This window comes from Actinophytocola sp. (genome assembly GCF_035762905.1).
GTDB lineage: Bacteria > Actinomycetota > Actinomycetes > Mycobacteriales > Pseudonocardiaceae > DASYTH01.
Genome location: NZ_DASUCC010000035.1, coordinates 77,297 through 97,772, shown reverse-complemented (window position 1 = coordinate 97,772; position 20,476 = coordinate 77,297). Strand labels below are relative to the sequence as shown.

General features: G+C 70.6%; 14 protein-coding genes. 6 read left to right on the top strand and 8 right to left on the bottom strand.

Translation table 11 applies throughout. The annotated features are described in order from the left end of the window. The first annotated feature begins 98 nt into the window (after window positions 1–98). Complete coding sequence (locus tag VFV67_RS06400) at window positions 99–1,277, top strand: aldose epimerase family protein (protein ID WP_326467973.1); 1,179 nt, start codon at window positions 99–101, stop codon at window positions 1,275–1,277. Between the two features lie 170 nt (window positions 1,278–1,447). Then, the gene (locus tag VFV67_RS06395) at window positions 1,448–2,182 is read left to right on the top strand and encodes a hypothetical protein (protein WP_326467971.1); all 735 of its coding nucleotides are present in this window, start codon (window positions 1,448–1,450) and stop codon (window positions 2,180–2,182) included. An 81-nt stretch (window positions 2,183–2,263) separates the two neighbouring features. On the opposite strand, the gene VFV67_RS06390 is transcribed toward VFV67_RS06395, so the two are convergent. The 4 genes from VFV67_RS06390 to VFV67_RS06375 form a co-directional block, all read right to left on the bottom strand. Further along, window positions 2,264–2,758, bottom strand: coding sequence for a hypothetical protein (locus VFV67_RS06390; RefSeq protein WP_326467970.1), 495 nt, complete (start codon window positions 2,756–2,758; stop codon window positions 2,264–2,266). A 144-nt stretch (window positions 2,759–2,902) separates the two neighbouring features. Next, complete coding sequence (locus tag VFV67_RS06385) at window positions 2,903–4,279, bottom strand: hypothetical protein (RefSeq protein ID WP_326467969.1); 1,377 nt, start codon at window positions 4,277–4,279, stop codon at window positions 2,903–2,905. A gap of 150 nt (window positions 4,280–4,429) precedes the next feature. Next, entirely contained in the window at window positions 4,430–5,404 is a 975-nt protein-coding gene (locus VFV67_RS06380; RefSeq protein WP_326467968.1) for an arabinan endo-1,5-alpha-L-arabinosidase, read from the bottom strand. A 9-nt stretch (window positions 5,405–5,413) separates the two neighbouring features. After that, a complete protein-coding gene (locus VFV67_RS06375) occupies window positions 5,414–6,886 on the bottom strand; it encodes a family 43 glycosylhydrolase (RefSeq protein WP_326467967.1) in 1,473 nt (490 codons plus the stop codon). A gap of 428 nt (window positions 6,887–7,314) precedes the next feature. Here VFV67_RS06375 and VFV67_RS06370 point away from each other — a divergent pair, with 428 nt between their 5' ends. Next, a complete protein-coding gene (locus tag VFV67_RS06370; protein ID WP_326467966.1) occupies window positions 7,315–7,575 on the top strand; it encodes a hypothetical protein in 261 nt (86 codons plus the stop codon). Between the two features lie 259 nt (window positions 7,576–7,834). On the opposite strand, the gene VFV67_RS06365 is transcribed toward VFV67_RS06370, so the two are convergent. Beyond that, window positions 7,835–8,881, bottom strand: coding sequence for a potassium channel family protein (locus VFV67_RS06365; RefSeq protein WP_326467965.1), 1,047 nt, complete (start codon window positions 8,879–8,881; stop codon window positions 7,835–7,837). 55 nt (window positions 8,882–8,936) lie between these two features. Here VFV67_RS06365 and VFV67_RS06360 point away from each other — a divergent pair, with 55 nt between their 5' ends. Then, window positions 8,937–10,568: an AAA family ATPase gene (locus VFV67_RS06360; protein ID WP_326467964.1), complete on the top strand. Its 1,632-nt coding sequence runs from the start codon at window positions 8,937–8,939 to the stop codon at window positions 10,566–10,568. A gap of 19 nt (window positions 10,569–10,587) precedes the next feature. After that, the gene (locus tag VFV67_RS06355) at window positions 10,588–11,394 is read left to right on the top strand and encodes a DUF1206 domain-containing protein (RefSeq protein WP_326467962.1); all 807 of its coding nucleotides are present in this window, start codon (window positions 10,588–10,590) and stop codon (window positions 11,392–11,394) included. On the opposite strand, the gene VFV67_RS06350 is transcribed toward VFV67_RS06355, so the two are convergent. The 3 genes from VFV67_RS06350 to VFV67_RS06340 all read right to left on the bottom strand — a co-directional run bounded on the left by VFV67_RS06350 (window position 11,383) and on the right by VFV67_RS06340 (window position 16,487). Continuing rightward, a complete protein-coding gene (locus VFV67_RS06350; protein WP_326467961.1) occupies window positions 11,383–12,969 on the bottom strand; it encodes a class I adenylate-forming enzyme family protein in 1,587 nt (528 codons plus the stop codon). The genes VFV67_RS06355 and VFV67_RS06350 overlap by 12 nt on opposite strands. Before the next feature lie 88 nt (window positions 12,970–13,057). Continuing rightward, window positions 13,058–14,455, bottom strand: a complete 1,398-nt coding sequence (mycP, locus tag VFV67_RS06345; protein WP_326467960.1) for a type VII secretion-associated serine protease mycosin — start codon at window positions 14,453–14,455, stop codon at window positions 13,058–13,060. A 145-nt stretch (window positions 14,456–14,600) separates the two neighbouring features. Next, window positions 14,601–16,487, bottom strand: a complete 1,887-nt coding sequence (locus VFV67_RS06340) for a S8 family peptidase (RefSeq protein ID WP_326467959.1) — start codon at window positions 16,485–16,487, stop codon at window positions 14,601–14,603. A gap of 297 nt (window positions 16,488–16,784) precedes the next feature. Between VFV67_RS06340 and VFV67_RS06335 the strand changes: the two genes are divergently transcribed. After that, window positions 16,785–19,736 carry a BTAD domain-containing putative transcriptional regulator gene (locus VFV67_RS06335; protein ID WP_326467958.1) on the top strand — a complete coding sequence of 984 codons (2,952 nt, stop codon included), beginning with the start codon at window positions 16,785–16,787 and terminating at the stop codon, window positions 19,734–19,736. Window positions 19,737–20,476 lie beyond the last annotated feature (740 nt).

The window sequence follows — 20,476 nt, the reverse complement described above, 5'->3', positions numbered from 1 at the left end:
ATTGGGGCTGTTGACACCCCATTTCGGACCCCACTAGCGTCACTCTGCGGTCGGACATACCGAATCTTGTTCGAAATACCGAACGCGGAGGTGTCCTCATGAGACGGTTCACCCGCATGGCCGGCAACGTCACGGCGACCGTGCTGTTGATGTCCGGGCTTGCCGCATTAGGCCCGGCCGCGCCGCCCGCGGCCGGCGCGAACCCACCCCGGATCGACCGGGACGTCTTCGGCACGATGCCGGACGGCACCCGGGTCGACCGCTTCACGCTCAGCAACGGCAACGGCATGCGGATCCGGGTGCTCACCTACGGCGGGATCATCCAGACCATCGAGGTGCCGGACCGCCGGGGCCGCACCGGAAACGTGGCCCTCGGCTTCAACAACCTCACCGACTACATCGAGCGCAGCCCGTACTTCGGATGCATCACCGGGCGCTATGCCAACCGGATCGCCAATGGCCGGTTCACCCTCGACAACGTCACCTACCAACTCGCCCAGAACAACGGGGTCAACCATCTGCACGGCGGCAACGTCGGCTTCGACAAGCGGATCTGGACGACCACCGAGTTCCGCGAGCGGGACACGGTCGGCCTGCGGATGACCTATGTCAGCCCGGCCGGTGAGGAGAACTACCCCGGAACCCTGACCACCACCGTCACCTACCGGTTGACCAGGGACAACGAGATCCGGATGGACTACCGGGCCACCACCGACGCCGCGACCATCGTCAACCTGACCAACCACACCTACTTCAACCTGGCCGGTGAGGGCAGCGGAACCATCGAGGACCACAAGCTGACCGTCAACGCCAGCCGCTACACCCCGGTGGACACCACGCTGATCCCCACCGGAACGCTCGACCCGGTGGCCGGTACCCCGATGGACTTCCGGCGCTCGACCGCGATCGGTGAGCGGATCCGGAACAACTTCGAGCAGCTGGTGATCGGCCAGGGCTACGATCACAACTACGTGCTCGACCGGCGCGACAACACCTTCCGCCAGCTCGAGCAGGCGGCGACGGTGGTCGACCCGGAGTCCGGCCGGGTGCTCTCGATCCGCACCACCGAGCCGGGAATCCAGTTCTACTCCGGCAACTTCCTGGACGGCACGCTGGTCGGCACCAGCGGCCGGGTGTACCGCCAGACCGACGGTTTCGCCCTGGAGACCCAGCACTTCCCGGACTCGCCGAACAAGCCGCAGTTCCCCACCACGGTGCTGCGCCCCAACCAGACCTACCAGACCACCACGATCTACCAGTTCTCCACGACCCGCTGACCGCGCGACCCCGCTGACGTCGCCGGCGCCCGCATGGGTGCCGGCGACGTCGTAGGTTGCTTGGAGTTCTTACCTTTCGGTGACCGCTTCGCTCCGGACCGTTTCCCGCGACGGGGGATGCGCCACGCTGTGCGCGCCGTCCCCGCTCCAGTCCGGGAAAGGAACCTCAGGTGAAGCTGCTCATCAAGATCGTGGCGCCGGTGGCCGTGATGTTCACGGCAGCCACGGCGGTCGCGCTGGCCGCACCGGTCACCCCGACCGACGTCTATCCGAATGTTCCGGCCAATGCCGACGTGTGCCAGGTGGAGAAGCTCGAGATCCAGCGGCAGCAACTCGAGTTCGACCAGGCCCGAAGAGACTACGACCGGACCGCGCAACTCGTCGCGCGCGGTGCCGCATCGATGTCGGAGCTGCGCGCCGCCGAGCGGGCCCTGCACCAGGCCGGCATCCGGCTCAACGCGGCCAAGTACGCCGAGGCGGCGTGCCGCAACAACCTCGGCAACGCCGCGAACAAGGCGTGCATCGCGCTGGCGTTGGAGCTCAACCGGCTCATCGACGAGCTGCCGCTGCGCCGGGAACTCGAGCGGCTGGCCATCGAGGAGTACAACGTGGGCCTGCAGTTGGCCCGCCGGAACGCGATCTCGCAGCAGGAGTTGGAGCGGCTGCGGCTGGCCGCGCAGGTCGCCACGATCGAGCGGCAGCAGGCCGAGCAGCGCATCGCCGATCAGCGCAGGCGGATCGCGGACAACCCTGCCTGCCGCAACTTCCCGTCCGAGCGCCCGGCCCAGGCGCCACCGCCGCGCGAGGTGCCGACCTCGACTCAGCCGGCACCGACACCCACCGGAACCGTGCCGACCACCGGCAGCGCACCGAGCGGCGGCACCGCGCCTAACCTCGCGCGCTGAAGCCGCCGGATTCCGAGGAACGTCGCGTTCATGGGCCGCTGCCCGGTGAACGTGACGTTCCTCGGAAAGGGGATCCGCCGGTTACCCCCGCCAGGCTCGGAAGGAACGGGTTCTATCGTTGAACGTTCCCGAAACCTGTGACTGGTCACCGTACAGAGTGCCGGAACTACTCCCGGTTTTGCTCAGGCCCGTGTAAATCGTGGAACGCGAGCATTGGCCCATCAACCGATAGGAAGACATGCCGCCGATCTGCGCGTTGACGCCGTCCATATTGTTGACACTGTAACCCGCGCCATCGCACGCAACGCTGACCAGAAGGTCGAATCGACGGCCGCCGAAGCCGCCGTGTTCGTAGAATTCGGCGATTTTGACTGCCGGAACGGCGACCTGTGTCAGGGTGTCGCTGCAGGTCACGTCCGTGATGACCAGGTCGCGACTGCCCGGCGCGACCGGCTCCGCGAACCCGGTGCAGTAATTTCCCGTGGGCGCGGCGGATGCGGTCGCAGTGTTGGCCAAAATACCGGAAATGAGCATGGTGAAGACGGATAAAATGACGCAGAGCGCACGAAATAACATTGTTTACTCCCCCAAGTAAATGACCACGGCGCCGTTTCGATGGCGTACGCCACGGTCAGCGAAGAAACCCCGTCAATCAGCGATGGATCCCCAGTTGCGGTTGTCAGTCAACCCGGCGTCAGGATATCACAAGCCGCGCATTCGTCAATGAACCAAGTCGAGCTCTCGCTGAAAGCGCTCGTTGCGGTCCTTCCGCTCGCGCCGGCTGAGCAGCCAGGCGCGTCCGTTCAGGGCCAGGAACACGATCAGAGGGGTGACCGCGAGCGCACCCGCGGTCAGCCACACCGGTAGGTAGTGGTTCCAGTCGAACATCGACCAGTCCTGTTCCACCTGCTTGGCGTTGATCCCGAAGAAGGTCAGCAGGAAACCGAGGGGCACCGCGATGACACTCAACACGCTGACCGCGGCCCCGCGGCGCAGGCGTCGTTGTTCCTCCGCGTGCTGGTCGCGAATCTCGATCGCCGTGAGCTCCGAGCGGATGCTGGCGTCGAGCCGTTGGAACATCCGGCTGACCGTCCGGGCCCGCTCGCGCAACTCCATCGCCTCGTAGAGGTCCTTGTGGAAGCTTTCGATCCGCAGCACCGGGATCAGCAGGCCGAGATCGGCGGAGGCCTCCACGCTGAAGCTCAGGTCCAGCTCGAGGTTTCCCAACTCGTCGGCGAGAAACTCCATGGCCGTCTTGCGTTGTAGGCCAACCACCTTCGCCTGGCCCCGGTACCGGAAGTCGCGCACCCGGCCATGCGCCTGATGCCAGATCTGCCGGAACCGCGCGGCGGTGCCCACCGCCTGGACGACGGTGAGGAACACGCTGTTCTCGACATAGGTGGGATGGCCGGACATCAGGCTGACGTAGGGGGTGACCGCGCCGATCTCGCCGTCGGTGTTGAGTCCGGACGGACGCCTGACCTTCATGAACTCGGGCCGGTACGGCGGGTCGGACCGGTAGAGGAACAGACCGATGGTCTCCTCCACCTGGTCGGCGTCGCCGCGGATGGGCGGGGCGAAGACGATCTGGTGCCGTTCCGGCGGAAGCCCGGTTATCGTGCCGTCCGCGCTGACGGCACCGGCTTCCTTGGCCAGCGTGGCGATGACCGCCTCGATCCCGATGCCGTCGATCTCGATCTGGCCGTATGCGCCGTGTTCCAGCACGTTGGTGGTTCGGGTCACGTCGACGTCGAGCGGCGGGCTTTCGAAGACGAGATCGAGTGCCGCGACCACCCGGTCGGAAGGCAGCGCGAAGAGCCACAGAACCGCTCTGGTCGCTTCGATCTCGGGCGCTTTGGCCGGGGCGCTCGAGGTTGCGCCGATCGGAGCGAGGGTGACGGTCCGCGGGTCCTGTTCCACCCGACGCAACCGGCGCGGCAGCTGACCCTGGAACAGCTGGTAGAACTCCGCAAGGCGGCCCAGCTCCACGGGCGGTTCGCTGTCGTCGACACCCTCCCACCGGTGCCGCCAGGTGGTCGCATAGACGCTGATCACCCGGACCTGCTGCTGCGTGGAGCCGTGGCCGGGCACGCCCATGGTCCACACCTCCCGCCTGCTGATCGTCTACCCGAAAGTTGACTTCTGTATCTGCCCGGCCTGACGTCGTGTTACGGCGGAGGAAAGATCGCCCAGGATCTGTCAGGTGGACAGTTTTGAGCAGGGCAGGGACGGAAATGGCCGCGCGGGTCAGAACACTCTCGGCCAGCCGTCGGAGAAGTCGATGAGGTTGAGGCCGAGCCGGCCGCCCTGGGCCGAGCTGGTGTAGTAGTGGTAGGCCAGCACCCACGCGTCGGCGTCCTGGAACACCGCCTGGTGGCCGGGACCGACCACGCTGCCGTGCGCGGCCAGGATCTCGGTGCCGCCGCCCGAGTTCAGCGCCACGCCCGCGCGGTCGACATACGGGCCGGTGATCGACGCGGACCGGCCGACCATGATCCGGTAGGTGCTGTTGGTTCCCCGGCAGCACAGGTCGAACGAGACGAACATGTAGTAGAACCCACCCTGCCGCACGATGAACGGCGCCTCGATGGCGCCGCCGGCGGTGGGCCTGCGGGCCAGGTTGTACAGCGTCCGGTCGGTGGCGTGCTGCTTGCCGGTCGCCGGGTCGATCCGGATCATCTTGATGCCGGTCCAGAACGAACCGAAGGACAGCCACCAGGCCCCGGCTGCGTCCACGACGAGGTTGGGGTCGATCGCGTTGTAGTCGTTGGAGTTGTTGGTCTGCCACACGATCCCGAGGTTGGTCCAGCTGCTGGACGCGGCGGTCGGGCTGGTGGCAAGGAAGATCGCCGAGTTGCGCGAGCCGAACGTGGACGCCGAGTAGTACAGGTAGTAGCGGCCGTTGCGGAACGACAGGTCGGGTGCCCAGAGTGTGTTGGTGCCGTTGGTGAACGGGTGCGCCCAGGGCGCGCCGTTCGGCCACACCGAGCCGGCGGTGCGGTACGCGACGCGGTCGGTCGAGGTGCGGATCGGCAGGTTGTTCCCGGTGGAGACCAACAGATAGCGGCCGTCGGCGGCCTTCTGCATCGTCGGATCGTGCACCCCGTTGACCGAACCGGTGACCCGGCCCGGGTCGGGGTAGTCGGCCGGCGCGGCCGTCGCACCGCCGACCGGAACGACCAGCGTCAGCACCAGGCCGGCCACCACGAGCATCGCGCGCATCGGTCGCTCCTAGACGGGTTGCAGGCTCCACTGCTGGCAGTTGTTGTTCAGCCAGGCCCACTGCCGGACGTCGGCGCCGTCGGCGGTGCCGCAGTCGGCCACGTCGGCGACCCGGCCGCTGTTCACGTTGACCAGTCGCACCCAGCCACCGGTGTTGGTGTACACCAGGCGGAACCGCTGGCAGGTGTTGTTCAGCCAGGCCCACTGCCGGATGTCGGCGCCGTCGGCGGTGCCGCAGTTGGTCACGTCGGCCGCCTTGCCGGTGGCCACGTTCACCAGCCGGCTGGTGTCGTCGGCCAAGTCCTCGATCCGCCAGCGCTGGTTGGCGCCGCCGGTGCAGGCCCACTGCTGAATGTTGGCGCCGTCCGCCGTCGACCCGCCGGCCACCTCGAGGCACTTGCCGCTGTTCCGGTTGACGATCCGGTAGCCGGTCGGGGTCGCCGCGGTCTCGCCGGCCGGACCGTCCATTGTGGTCCCCAGCCGTACCGGGGTGCCGAAGTTCGGTGTGCCGTCGGAGTTCCAGGTGAACCGCTGGGCTCGTGTGGTCCGGCCGTTGTCGCAGCCGTCGCCGGCCGAGTCGTTGCCGTGGTAGACGATCCAGTTCTCGGTGCCGTCCGGTGAGGTGAAGAACCCGTTGTGACCCGGACCGAAGACGCCGTTCGCGTCGCTGCGCTGGAACACCGGTCCGGTCTTGCTCCACGACGACCCGGCCAGCGGGTTGCCGCCGTTGTGGGTCAGCCGGCCGAGCTTGTAGTCCGGACCCCAGCAGGCGCTGGCCGAGTAGATGATGAACGTCCGTCCGTTGCGTTGCAGGGCAACCGGTGCTTCGTTCACCGTGCCGCCCTGTCGTTCCCAGGCCTGGGTCGGGCTGGAGATCAGGGAGAACCCGCCGCTGAGCGTGAACGGGTTGGCCATCGGTGCGATCACCAGGCTCTGCGTGCTGCCGTTGATGAACCCGCTGCCCAACAGGTACAGCGATCCGTTGAGTTGAAGCACGCTCGCGTCGATCAGCCAGCCACCGATGCCGAGGCTGGAGTGGGTGAGGATGTTGCGATAGGTGTACGGGCCGAGCGGGTCGCTGCCGGCGCTCTCCAGCACGTGCGTGCGCTGGGTGTCACAGCACGGTGCGCCGGTCTGGGCGCCGGAGTAGTAGAGGTACCACCGTCCATTGAGGAAATGCAGCTCCGGCGCCCAGAAGTTGGCGCCGCGCGACGGCGTGGTGTCCTGCCAGACCTGAATGCTCGGCGCGGTGGCGATTCCGGCGAGGGTCGGCGACCGGCGCATCAGCAGGGAGTTCGTGAACGTGGTGGAGATCTGGTAGTAGTTGCCGTTGCTGAAGACCAGCCAGGGATCGGCGCCCTTCTGTGCCTTGATCGGGTTGCTGAACGGCCGGCCGGGCGCCGCCGCCGCGGGTGGCGCGGACAACGTCGCGGCCAACAGAACCACCGCGAAAGCGGCGACCACTCGCCTGAGCCTGCCCACCGTTGCTCCTCCCCGACGAGGATGTTCGGTATTTCGAACACAGTTCGAGCGCGCCGCTATGCGCTGACGGTAATGGCTTCATCACAGGGCCGTCAATGATCTCTCGGAACCCACTTAGGGGAGCTGGGCATATTTTCGGCGGCCAGAGCGATACAAGAAGGGGGCGGCTCCGAACTTGTTGGTGAAGAGCCCGGGGGGGTGTCTGATCGTGAGTGAACAAAAGGTCCCGAAGGACAGCGGTCTGCTCAGACTGTTCTGCGAATGGGTGCGGGGCGCGGAAATCATTGCGGGAACGGGGGTTCGGCCGGCAAATCCGGTGCCGTCCGGCCCGCGGGTGCCGCTGGACTGTGAACGGTGCCCGACAACGGTGTTCGGCGGTTCGCGCACCGAGGCCATCGACCGGCTGGTGCGGCACCGGCGGCGCTGCCATGGATGAGCGGGCCCAGGAACGATCCGCCGACCAACTGGCCGAACTGCTCACCGCGACCGCGTTGCCGCTCGCCAGGTCCCGGCCCCGCGCACCGAGCACCTCGATCACCCCGGAACAGGTGGACATGGTCCTGCGCGCCCGCCGCCTCCTCGCCGAGGTGATCAGCGGCGCCGGAACCTGGACCGAACTCGCCGAACGCCTCGACGACCTGGCCCGCGAATGCCGACGCCAAGTCGTCCTCGAAGCGGGCGCCGAGTAACCCGACTGGTGCTGGGGACTCCCGCGTGGTCGAACGCGCGACTCAGTTCCCGGCCCGGGGACTCGCGGTGGCCGAACGCGGAATTCGCGTGCCCGGCCCGGGGACTCGCTGAGGCGGATGAGGAGTAGGCCTGACCCCTCACACTGGATCACTGAGACAAATTCTCGCCCCACCCAACGCAACCTCAGGGGCACCGTGACGCAACCCAGCCACAATCACCCCGCCAACCGCACTTCTCGCTGGAACGCAACAACAGCAGTTAATCCCGGAGAGGCGGAACAGTGTGGCGGACAGCCGTGGTGATCTGGTCGGGGGTGAGGCGGCCGGCGGCCAGGTAGTAGATCTCGGCGCCGGCGGGGAGTTCGGTGTCCCAGGTGGGGTTGACCAGAAGTTCGTGTTCGGTGCGGGCGGCGAGCACGGTGACGCCGTGGTGGCGGCCGAGCGCGGTCTGGCAGCGGCCGACCTGGACGGGGCCGAGGTCGGCCGGCAGCCGCATGGAGTAGGTGTTGACGCCGCCGGGGGTCATCAGCTCGGTGTAGACCTCGGCGATGCCGGGGGAGGTGAGCTCCTCGGTGACCATCCACGGGCTGTGCCACTGCACACAGCGGATGGCGGCGTCGACGTAGTGCACGAGCGCGGCGCGGCTGAGGTCGCGCAGGGCCACGACCACGTGCGCGCCGGGGTTGACGTGGTTCACGGTGACCGTGACGGCGAGCGCCTCGTTGTCGTCCCGGGCGTCCACCAGCACGGTGCGCGCGGTGGCCAGCCCGGCCCGGCGCAGCGTGGCCTCGTCGGACGGGTCGCCGCGGACGAAGTCGATGCCCTCCTCGGGCATGGGATGGGCCGGCACCTCGTCCCAGCCACAGAGCACGACCGGGGGTCCGGACTCGGCGAGCAGCTCGGCGACGATCCGCTCGGTGCGGCCCGCCGTGTAACCGATCAGCACGACATGGTCGCGCGCCGTAGTAGAGATCGCGCCCTGCATGCGCCGCCCCTTCGCCTTGTCCATCACTGTCGCCAGCCGGGTGAACACCGTGGTGAGCGTGGCGATCCCGCCGAAGATCACGTACAGGCCGACCACGTGCCCGGTGCCCGTCTTCGGGAAGTAGTCGCCATAGCCGACGGTGGCCGCGGTGACCACGAAGTACCACCAGTAGTTGTGCGGTGCCACCAGGTCACTGTCCGGCTCGGCGAGGGTCATCAGCGGCCAGCTGGTGGCGAACACGAACCCGATCAGCGCGACCGGCGTCGCCCAGCTGCGCGGCTTGGCGAAGTGGGCGAACAATCGCGACAGGAAGATCGGCACGGCACTCCTGGAGTCGGTCTGAGCATCCGATCGGGGGAGCGTACATTCGGCAACCGTGGTAGCCGCACGGCCGGCTGGGACGTACGAGTTCCGGGTACTGGGGGACCTCGACGTGCGCCGGGACGGAGCGCAGGTGCGGCTGGATCCGGTGCCGCGCAGGGTGCTCGCCCGACTACTCGTCGACGCGGACCGGGTCGTCCCGCCGGACCTGCTGCTCGCCGACCTCGGGGGCCAGCGGGCCACGCTCCTCGAGGTTCTCGCGGACCTGCGGCGCCTGCTCGCGCCGGTACTCGCCGAGGAGCCCGACGGCTTCGTGCTGCGTCCGGGCGACGGGCTGGACAGCCGGCTGGCCGAGCAGCTGATCGCGACCGCCCGCGCGGCCGGCGAGCCGCGCGCCGCGCTCGCCGTGTTCGACGACGCCCTGGCGCGCTGGCGGGGAGCCAGCTACGCCGGGTTCGCCGACACGCCGTGGGCCGGCCGGGAGGCGGCGCGGCTGGACGAGCTGCGCCGCGGTGCCATCGACGACCGGGCGGACACCGCGCAGCGGCTGACCCGGCGGCGGCCCGAACCGCTGCCGCTGATCGGCCGGCACGCGGAGTTGGCCGTACTGCGCGGAATGCTCGATGACGCCGAGGCCGGCCGCGGCCGGGTGGTGCAGGTGCTGGCGCCCGCGGGTGCGGGAAAGACCCGGCTCGGTGAGGAGTTGGCCCGGCTGGCCGTCCGGCGCGGTTTCCTCGCCCTGTGGGCCCGCAGCGGTACCGGGGCCGGTGCCCGGGAACTGCTGGCCTGGCGGGGTCTGCTGGCCACCCTGCGGAAGATCCGGCCGGACGCCGACGCGCAGGTGCCCGTCGCGGTACCGCAGCCGGCCGAGCTGGCCGGGCTGCTCGGCAGCCTGGCCCGGGCCGAGCCGCTGGTGCTGCTGTTCGACGACCTCCAGTGGCTGGACCGGCCGTCGGCACGGCTGCTGCGCTCGGTCGCCGGGCTGCTCGGCGCGGCCCGGGTGCTGATCTGGGTCGCCGGCCGGGACCTCACGTCGGCGCCGGACGGCCCGCGAATCGACCTCCGTCCGGTTGGGACGGACGAGGTGGTCGCGGCGCTCGGCCGGCTGGTGCCGCCCCGGGTGGCCCGGACGATCGCCGAACGCTCCGGCGGCAGTCCGTTCGTGATCAACGCTCTGGTCCGCGCCCGGGCTGGATCGTCCAGTGTGGACGACATCCCGGTCGGCGCGGAGGCCGTGCTCACCGAGATGCTCGGCCGGCTCGATGCGGACGAACGGTCCACCGTGGACGTCGCGGCGGGGCTGGGCCGGCACCTGGACCCGGGCGTGCTCGCCGCGGTGCTCGGTGTCCCGGAGCAGACCGTGCTGGCCACGTTCGCCCGGTTGGTACAGGACGGAATCCTGCGCCGCGGCGTCGGGGGTGACCGGCACTCGTTCGTCCACGACCTGATCTGGGAGACCGCGTACGTGTCGCTCGGTCCGGCCGAGCGGGCCGCGCTGCACGGCCGGATCGCCGACGCGATGATTCCGATCGCGACGCGGGACCGGACCCGGGTGTTCGACGTCGCCGCGCACCTGGCCAGAGCGGGGCGGGCCGAAGAGGCCGCCGCCTGGTCCCGGCGAGCCGGCAACAACCCGGCCGACGCATTGCTCGGCGGCGCCGTCGGCGACGACGTTTCGGGAGGTTGACCCCGGGTATCTCCTCGGCGTGGCATTGCACAGCGGCGACCGCACGGCGCACCGGGTCGCAAAAAGCGCACCGTTCCAGCTTGTGGCCCGGATCGGGATGGTCGCCTACGGGCTGGTGTACCTGCTGATCGCCTGGTTGGCGGCGCAGGTGGCGCTCGGCGCGGGCGGCCAGCCGGACAAGGCCGGAGCCCTGCAGACGATCGCGTCCGGCGGCATGGTCTGGTTGCTGTGGGTCATCGCGGTCGGACTCGCCGCGATGGCGCTGTGGCGGATCTACGAGGTGATCTGGGGGCGCAAGGCCCACGAGTGGTCGGACCGGGCGGTCGGCGCGTTCAAGACCCTGATGTACGGCTACCTTTCGTTCTCCGCCGCGAAGGTCGCGGCCAGCGGCCCGGGCGCGGCGTCCGACAGTCAGCAACAGCAGCAGGTCGGCGGGCTGCTCACGCACACCTGGGGCAGGGTGCTGGTGGGCGCCGCCGGCATCGCGGTACTCGGCGGCGCGGCGTACCTGTTCTACCGCGGGCTGAAGAAGAAGTTCCTGCACGATCTGGACCTGTCCTCGGCCGGCATGCCGCTCCGGCGAGGGGTGACCAGGATCGGTCAGGTGGGCCACATCGCTCTCGGGGTGGCCTGGGGCATCGCCGGCGTGCTGATCGTGTCTGCCGCGGTGCAGGCCGACCCGAGCAAGACCCGCGGCCTGGACGCCGCACTGAAAACCCTTGTAGCGCAACCGTACGGCCAGATCATGTTGCTGGTCGTCGCGTTCGGGCTGGCCGCGTACGGCGTCTACAACATCTTCGCCGCGCGGTTCCGGCTACCCGGCTGAGCCGGTCAGCCGGGCGCGCAGCTCCCGCTTGAGGATCTTGCCGGCCGCCGAGACCGGAATCTGGTCGACGAAGTACACCTCGCGGAGCTTCTTGTAGGCGACCACCTGGTCGTTGACCGCGCTGAGCACCTCGTCCGCGGTGAGGTTCGGGCGGGCCGGCACCACGAACGCCACCGGCAGCTCGCCGACCGCGGTGTCCGGCTTGCCGACCACGGCCGCGGCCAGCACGCCGTCGTGGGCCGCCAGCAGCTCCTCCAGTTCCCGCGGGTAGACGTTGTAACCCTTGTAGAGCAGCATGTCCTTTTTGCGATCCACAATGGACAGATAGCCCTCGTCGTCCAGCACGCCGATGTCGCCGGTGCGCAGCCAGCCGTCGGCGAGCACCTCGGCGGTGGCCTCCGGCCGGTTGTGGTAGCCGAGCATGACCTGCGGGCCGCTGATGCAGACCTCGCCGCGCTCGCCGGCGGGCAGCGGGTCGCCGCCGGACTCGTCCGCCGGCATGATCCGGACCTGGGTGTCGAACACCGGCACTCCGACGGTGCCGATCTTGCGCACGCCGGACCGGTGGCTCGGCCCGCTGGTGGCGCCCATGGTCACCTCGGTCAGCCCGTAGCCCTCGGTGATCACCGCGTCCGGGGCCAGCTCGTAGAGCCGCCTACTCATCTCCATCGGCATCGGCGCCGCGCCGGATCCGATGCCGCGCAACGAGGACAGGTCCCGCTTGTCGATGTCCGGGCAGCTCAGCAGCGCGGCGAACAGGGCCGGCGCGCCGCCCATCGAGGTGACCCGCAGGCGCTCGGCGTCGGCCAGATAGGCGGCCGGGTCCAGCCGGTCGTGCAGCACCAGGGTGGTTCCGGTCAGCATCGGGGCGTTCAGCCCGGCGATCGTGCCCATGGCGTGGAACCACGGGGTGAGGTTGATCGCGATGCCGGAGCCGTGCCGGACCGGCCACTCCTCGGCCGGACCGACCTGATCGACCAGCACGCCGCCCGCCGAGTCCACCGCCGGCAGGGAACCCGTTCCCCAGCAGGCGTACTGCAGCGCGTTGACCACCACGTTGCGGTGTGGCAACCGGACACCCTTCGAGACACCGGTGGTTCCGCCGGTGTAGGCCAGGTGCGCCAGGTCGTTGTGGACGTCGATGGCCACGTTCGGCGGGGTCTCCGAGCGACCCTCGCACAGCCCGGCCACGTCGGCGGCGAGGATCACGCGCACCGCACCGGCGTCGGCGATCTGCGCGACGGCCGCCGGTTCCGGCAGCAGCGGGTTGACCGGCACGAACACCGCGCCGGCCAGCAGCACGCCGTAGTAGGCGACCGGGTACTCCAGGCAGTTCGGCATCCGCAGGGCCACCCGGTCGCCGGGCCGCACGCCGGCCGCGACCAGGCTGTTGGCCAGTTGCGCCGCGCTGCCGGCGAGCCGGGCATAGCTCAGCTCCGCACCGCCCCTGGCGAATGCGGTCCGGTCGCCGAACCGGTTGGCCGCGCCGAACACGATGGCACCGACCGGTACCTCCGGGTAGTCCAGCGATTCGGGGAATCCGGGTGGCCAGTTCAGCGCGCTGCGTTGCGGCATGTCGACACTCCCGAGTGGACGGTCGGTCGGCCCTGGTGCCGGGACCGATCCATCCGATGTAACAGCAAGCCGGAGTGTTCCACAAGCCCTAGCCGGGGCGCCGGGTGCGCCGGACCGTGTGCACCACGAACAGCGTGACCAGCAGCGCAACGCCGCCGCCGGCCGCGCCGATCAGCGCGACCACGGCGGGGGTCCGGTCCCGGTGCGCAGGCGGCGGCAGGGTCGCGGTGATGGTGGTGGGCCGATCGGCCGGAATGCCGTGCTCCTCGGGAATCATCGCGGTCAGCGCCGCCATCGGGTTGATCATCCCGGAGCCGACCCGGTCGTCCCGGCCGGTGGCCGTGGCCGGATGCACGGCGGTGGCCTTGATCCGGTGCATCACCTGCCGTGCGGTCAGCGTCGGGAACCGCTGCCGGACCAGTGCGGCGGTGCCGGCGACGTACGGGGCGGCGAAGCTGGTGCCCTGGATCTGGGTGGGCCGGCCCTCCTTGTCGTAGAGCCGGTTGGCCAGGGTCGTGGAGTTGCCCGGATCCAGCGAGGTGACCTCGGTGCCCGGCGCGCCGACGCCCACCCACGGTCCGGCCACGCTGAACGACGCCGGATTGCCGTCCCGGTCGATCGCGGCGACCGACAGGACGTGGTCGTCGAACCAGGCCGGGATCACGATGCGCGACGGCCGGCTCGGATCCGGATCGCTGTCGGGGTTCTGCGCCGGGCAGCCGCCCTCGCCGGTGTTGCCGGCCGAGGCGACCACGACCACGTCACGGTCCTCGACTGCGAACCGCAGCGCGGCCTGGACCTGGCGCTCCTCGGCGAGAATCGGTCCCTCGGCCGCCGACCGGCAGCGGTTCACCGACATGGTCAGTACGCCGTGCTGAGCCAGGTTCGCCGCGCGCATGATCGCCCGGGCCAGGGTCGGCACGGTGCCGGCGGGGCGCGCCTGCGGGCGGGGGTCGTCCGGAGTCGGTGCCGGCGTGCCTTCGTAGTGCTTGCTGGTCTGCCGGATGCTGATGATGCGTGCCTCCGGTGCGATGCCCCGGAACCCGATCCGGCTGCCCTCCGGCGGGCTCGCCGCGATGATCCCGGCCACCAGCGTGCCGTGCCCGTCGCAGTCCGCCAACCCGTTGTCCGCGGGCACGACGAGGTCGCCGCCGCCGGAGAGCCGATCGCCGAGGAAGTCGTGCGGGTGCACCCCGGTGTCGATCACCACCACCGTCTGCCCGGCACCGGGGTGCTCGACGAACCGGTGCAACTCGTCGACCCGCAGCCGGGTCTGACCCCATGGCATCTGCAACAGCGTTTCGGTGCCCGGCGCGGATTGGACGCACCGGGTCTTCACCTGGTAGTCCAGGTCCGGCGCGACCGAATCGGACGGCAGCGGTGTGCCGGGCGGCAGCGGCGGCGGATCCGCCATGGCCGGGTCCGCCGCCGCGGTTCCGGTCATCAGGAAGATCGTGGTCAGGACCAGAACGAGCAACCGCGGCATGGTTCTTCCCCCATTCGCGGCCCTGGTGGGCAGCCCTCCATCAAACCACGCCGGCCGGGCGCCGCACGCCGAAATCGACGACAAGACTGATGTCGATGCGAGGCGGCGGTCGGTGCCCGGCCGGGATGTCCGGTGTGGACGGTGCCTAGTTCGCGGTAAGGGACAGATCGTCGAGGATGAACGAGGTTTGCAGTGACCAGTCCTCGGTGCCGGTGAAGCTGATCGTCACGGTCTGGCCCGCGAAGGCGCCGATGTTGAACGATCGCAGGGTGTACGGGGACGGATCGAGGTTGCTGAAGGTGGCCAGGGTGGTGCCGCCGATGCTGATCCGGAACGTGTCGAACACGATCGGATCGAACTCGGCGGTGGTGATCTTCAGGTGCAGCGACAGGGTGGAGTTGGTGCAGCCGGCCGGAATGGACACCGTCTGCTGCAGAGTTTCCGTCTGCGTGAAGCCGTAGCCGCTGATCCACGACGACCAGGCGCCGGAGCGCGGCGTGGCGTCACCGGTCCACGGCGCGATGGTCCAGGTGGCGTTCGCCCACCCGGCGGCGCCGCTTTCGAAGCCGGGGTTGGCCAGCTTCTCGCCCGGGCTGCCGCAGGTACCCGGCGGGTTGACCGTCCAGCCGAACGTGGCGCTGCCCGCCCGGCCGCCGGTGTCGGTGGCGGTCGCGGTCACCGTGGCCGAGCCCGCCGTGGTCGGCGTGCCGGAGATCAGGCCGGTTGCGGCGTCGATCGCCAGGCCGTCCGGTAGGCCGGCGGCCGACCAGGAGTACGGCGGGGTGCCGCCGGACGCGGTCAGTTGCAGGCTTACCGGGCTGCCCACCGTGCTGGTCTGGTTGCCCGGGTTGGTCACCGCCGGATCGCCCGGCTGCCCGCCGCCGGTGTTGACGAACAGCAGTCGGTTCGGGGATCCCGCACCCGGGTTGGACACCACGCCCGGGGTGGAATTGGCGATCATCGCCGCCGTCACCTGGGCCGGGGTCAGGCTCGGGTCGCCGCCGAGGATCAGGGCCGCGCCGCCGGACACGTGCGGGGTGGCCATCGAGGTGCCGCTGATCGTGTTGGTGGCGGTGTCGCTGGTGCTCCAGGCCGAGGTGATGCTGACGCCAGGGCCGAAGATGTCCGTGCAGGTGCCGAAGTTGGAGAACGACGCGCGGGCATCGTTGATGTCCGACGCGTTCACCGTGATCGCCTCGGCCACCCGCGCCGGCGTGAAGTTGCAGGCGTCGGAGCTGGAGTTGCCGGACGCGATCGCGTAGGTCACGCCGTCGGCGATGGAGTTGCGCACCGCGTTCTCGGTCGCCGCGTCCGAACCCGGCCCGCCCAGGCTCATGTTGGCCACCGCAGGGCCGGAGGTGTGGTTCCCGGTCACCCAGTCGATTCCGGCGGCGACCCCCGCGAAGCTGCCGGATCCCGCGCAGTTGAGCACCTTCACCGCCACCAGGCGCACGCCCTTGGCCACCCCGTGGGCGGTGCCGCCGGTGGTGCCGGCGACGTGGGTGCCGTGCCCGTTGCAGTCGGTGTCGTTGCCGTCCCCGGTGGTGTTGGTGCCCCAGACCGCCCGGCCGCCGAAGTCCTGATGGGTGATCCGGATTCCGGTGTCGATGATGTAGGCGGTGACGGCGGCTGCCGTGTTCGGATAGGTGTAGCTGCTGTCCAGTGGGCGGTTGCGCTGGTCGATCCGGTCCAGACCCCAGGATGGCGGGTTCGGCTGGATGTCGGACGCGGTCACCGTGCCGTTCTGTTGCACGTAGGCCACATCCGGCTCGGCGGCGAGCTGCCGGGCGGCCTTCTCGCTGAGGGATCCGGCGAACCCGCGCAGCGCGTGCCGGTAGGTGTGGTCCACGGTGGCGCCGTACTTCCCGGCCAATGTGGTGGTGCGGGTGTCAACGTCCTGGACCGCGGCGCCGTCCTTGTAGACGACGATGTAACTGTCGGGAATGGCGGTTGGGTTGGCGGTGCCGAGAATCTCGCCCTCGGCCGCGGCGGGTGTGGTACCGGTCGCGGTCAGGGCAATTGCCGTTACCACAACCGTTCCCAATCCGACCAGGCGCCGGACCGAGGTCGCGCGGACACGTCCCATGGCAGGGGTCTCCCTTGGTTGCAGGGTCAGGGATGTGCACGTCCGCGCGAACGTAATTTGCAGATTAGATTAGTATGCGGTGGAAAACAATCGCCCGGAAACCGTTGGGCAATTCGTCCCAGCGGCCTACGGTGTTCGTCCGGCTGCCGAAGTGTCCGCAGTGGACATTGCCCCGATGGGCGGCCAAGTTAGCCTGAACGGACAGTGTCCGGACGAACACGCCCTGCGTATCATCGTGTCCTCATGACGGCGAAGGCGAGGGCGATGACCGTCGCGTCGATCGAGATCCGGGTGCTCGGCCCGGTCGAAGTGGTCGATGGCGACCGGACCGCCCCGCTCGGCGGTCCGCGTCCGCGCACGCTGATCGGTGCGCTGGCGTTGCGGGCGCCGGCCGTGGTCTCCCGGGACGCTCTCGCCGAAGCCGTCTGGGACACACATCTTCCCCCCGGTGCGGCGAAAACCCTGCGGGCCCACGTGGCCTACCTGCGGCGCGCACTGAGCGCGGGCGGGTTCGGCGAGTTGGTGACCACCCGGGCGCCCGGCTACGCGCTGACCGTCCCGATCGAGCGGATCGACGTGCACCGGTTCCAGGAGCTGCTCGACCGGGCCCGGGCGACCCCGGCCGCCGGCACCACCGCCGAGACGCTGCGGGTCGCGCTCGGCCTGTGGCGCGGCGACGTGCTGGCCGGATGTCAAGCGGGGGACTGGGTTCGGGCGGAGGCAACCCGGCTGGAGGAGCTGCGGCTCGGCGCGACCGAGGACCTGCTCGCCGCCGAGCTGGCGGTGGGCCGGCACGCGGCCGCGACACCGGAGTTGGAGTCGCTGGTGGCTCGGTTCCCGTTGCGCGAGCGGCTTTGGGAGCTGCTCATGCTCGCGCTGTACCGGGCCGGGCGGCAGGGTGACGCGCTGGCCGCCTACCGGCGGGCCCGGGCCCGGCTGGTCACTGAGATCGGGGTTGAGCCAGGAGCCGGGCTGCAGCGGCTGGAGGCGGCCATCCTCGCCGGCCGGGAACTGCCGGCGGCGTCGGAATCCGTTCCGGTGGGCGGAGAACCGGTGGGCTGCGGGGTTCCGGCGCCGCTGACCACGCTGATCGGCCGGGACGCCGAGATCGCCGAGCTGAGCGCGCTGCTCGCGCAGCGCCGGCTGATCACGCTGACCGGGGTCGGCGGGTGCGGCAAGACCCGGCTCGCGGTCGCCGTGGCCGAGCGGGTGGCCGGCCGGTTCCCCGGTGGCGTGCAGTTCGTGGACCTGGCGCCGCTGGCCGATCCCGGGCTGGTCGCCGCCGAGCTGGCGCCGGCCGACGCGCTGCGTGGCCGGAACTGCCTGCTGGTGCTGGACAACTGCGAGCACGTGGTGGCCGCCTGCGGTGGGTTGGTCGGCGCACTGTTGCGGGCCTGCCCCGACCTGCGGGTGCTGGCCACCAGCCGGGAGACGCTCGGCGTGCCCGGCGAGCTGGCCTGGCCGGTGCCGCCGCTGTCCACCCCGCCGGTCACCGGGACGCCCGGCCTCGCCGCATTGAGCCGGTACGACGCGGTTCGGCTCTTCCTCGACCGCGCGGCGGTTTCCGCGGTGCGCGCGCTCGGTGACGGGGACGCGCCGGACATCGCCGCGCTGTGCGCCCGGCTGGACGGCCTGCCGCTGGCCATCGAGCTGGCCGCGGCCCGCACCGCCGTGCTCACCGTCGCCGAGATCACCGACCGACTGCACGATCCGGCGCTGCTGCGCACCTCGTGCCAACCGGACCGGCCGCAGCACCAGGCCATGCACAGCACGATCGCATGGAGCTACGACCTGCTCGACGCGCCGACGCAGGACCGGTTCCGCCGGCTCGCGGTGTTCGCCGGCGGGTTCACCCTGGCCGCGGCCGAGGCGGTGTGGGGGGATCCGGCCGCGGTCGACCAACTCGCCGACCTGGTCGGCAAATCCCTCGTGGTGGTGGAGCACACCGCGGCCGGTGCGCGGTACCGGCTGCTGGAGACGATCGGCCGCTGGGCGGCGCGGAAGCTTTCCGGTGTGCCGGCGGCCGAGCGGGCCGCCCGGGACGCGCATGCCGGCTACTACCTGGCGCTGGCCGAGGAGGCCGATCGTCAGCTGCGCCGGCCGGAGACCGGCGGGTGGCTGGCGAGGTTGGCGGCCGAGCACGAGAACCTGCGCGCGGCGCTGGCCTGGTTCGCCGGCGGGGGCGGCGATCCGGGCGCGCAGCTGCGGCTGGCCGTCGCGCTCGCGCAGTACTGTCAGCTGCGCGGCCGCTACGGCGAGGGCAGGCGGTGGCTGGAGACCGCGCTGGCGCGCGAGTCGGCGGGTCCGCGGTCGCTGGTCGGCTGCGCGCTCTGGGCCACCGCTGGTTTCGCGCTGCTCACCTGTGACTACCACGACGCGCAACGGCTGGGGGAGCGGGCGTTGGGGCTGCTGCGGCAGTGTGGCGACCGGATCGGCGAGGCGCGGACCCTGCGGTTGCTGGCCTCGGTCGCCCGGGAACGCGGCGAGTACCGGCGCGCGCTGGCCGAGCTGGACCGGGCGATGAACCTGGTGGAGCCGGGCGACATTCCGGCGACCGCGGCCGTGCAGCACCAGATCGGCTTCACCCACTGGCTGGCCGGCGACCTCGACGCCGCCGAGCGCTCGCTGACCGAGGCGCTGCGCTGGTCCGAGTCGCTCGGCGATCCCGTCGGGCTGGCCTCCGGCAGCACGCACCTGGCCGCCGTCGCCCTGCACCGCGGTCAACTGGGCCGGGCCGACCGGCTGGCTCGCGACGGCCTGGCCCGGTCCACCGAGCTGGACCTCAAGGAGCACATCGCCTGGGCGTGGAACGTGATCGGCCTGATCGCCTTGCGCCGCAACCAAAGCTGTGCGGCCGTCGGCGCGCTGCGGACCAGCCTCGAACTACACTGGGCGATCGGCGACCGGTGGCGGCAGGCGGGGGTGCTCGATCATCTGGCCGAAGCCGTGCTGGCCGGCGGCGGCGCGAGCTGTGCGGCCGAACTCGCCGGGCTGGCCACCGCCATCCGGGACGTTCTGGCCGTGCCGGTCCCCGCGCAGGAGCAGCCCGGCCGGTCCCGCACCCAGGCCCGCCTGCGCCGCTGCCTCCCCGACCCCGAACGCCGCGCGGCCGCGAACCGTGGCGCCACCCGCACGGTCCCCGAGGTGATCACCGCCCTCCAGGCCCCGGCCGGCCTACGCCCCATCACCGCCTGACCGTCGGCGAGTCCCCGAGCCGGGCAACCGAACTCCTGGTTCGGGACCGCAGCGCGCGGCGCGCGCAGCGCGCGGCGGGGTGCGGTGAGTTGGCGGATCGTGGTGCTGGATTTGGGGACTCGCGCATGTGCTGGGGACTTGCCGGGCTGGAGCCGGTGGTTCGGTTGCCGGAGGTGGGGACTCGCCGAGTGTCGGGCCGATTCTTCGGCGAGTCCCCGGGTCGGGCAACCGGACTCCTGGTTCGGGACCTCGCCGGTGCGGCGCGCTGCGCGCGCCGCGCGCAGCGCGGCGTTGCGCGGCGAGGTGTGGTGCGGTGGCGGATCGTGGTGCTGGGATTGGGGACTCGCGCACGTATTGGGGATTCGCCGGGTGGAACCGGTGGTTCGGCTGCCGGAGGAGGGGACTCGCCGAGGGGTGGGGACTCGCCGGATTGGAGCCGGTGGTTCGGTTGCCGGAGGTGGGGACTCGCCGGGTGTCGGGCCGATTCTTCGGCGAGTCCCCGGGTCGGGTAACCGGACTCCTGGTTCGGGACCGTGCCGGCGCGGCGCGCTGCGCGCGCCGCGCGGCCGGGGTGCACATCGCGCCGCCCGTCGCGCGCGGGGCGGCGTTGCGCGGCGTTGCGGGGTGCGGCGGGGTGGGTGCGGTGGCGGATCGTGGTGCTGGGATTGGGGACTCGCGCACGTATTGGGGATTCGCCGGGCTGGAACCGGTGGCTCGGCTGCCGGAGGAGGGGACTCGCC

Bases quoted from the DNA above. Each gene is read 5' to 3' on its own strand.
- VFV67_RS06400 (WP_326467973.1), top strand. From the start codon at position 99: ATGAGACGGTTCACCCGCATGGCCGGCAACGTCACGGCGACCGTGCTG.
- VFV67_RS06390 (WP_326467970.1), bottom strand. From the start codon at position 2,758: ATGTTATTTCGTGCGCTCTGCGTCATTTTATCCGTCTTCACCATGCTC.
- VFV67_RS06370 (WP_326467966.1), top strand. From the start codon at position 7,315: ATGGATGAGCGGGCCCAGGAACGATCCGCCGACCAACTGGCCGAACTG.
- VFV67_RS06350 (WP_326467961.1), bottom strand. From the start codon at position 12,969: ATGCCGCAACGCAGCGCGCTGAACTGGCCACCCGGATTCCCCGAATCG.
- VFV67_RS06380 (WP_326467968.1), bottom strand. From the start codon at position 5,404: ATGCGCGCGATGCTCGTGGTGGCCGGCCTGGTGCTGACGCTGGTCGTT.
- mycP (WP_326467960.1), bottom strand. From the start codon at position 14,455: ATGCCGCGGTTGCTCGTTCTGGTCCTGACCACGATCTTCCTGATGACC.
- VFV67_RS06385 (WP_326467969.1), bottom strand. From the start codon at position 4,279: ATGGGCGTGCCCGGCCACGGCTCCACGCAGCAGCAGGTCCGGGTGATC.
- VFV67_RS06335 (WP_326467958.1), top strand. From the start codon at position 16,785: ATGACGGCGAAGGCGAGGGCGATGACCGTCGCGTCGATCGAGATCCGG.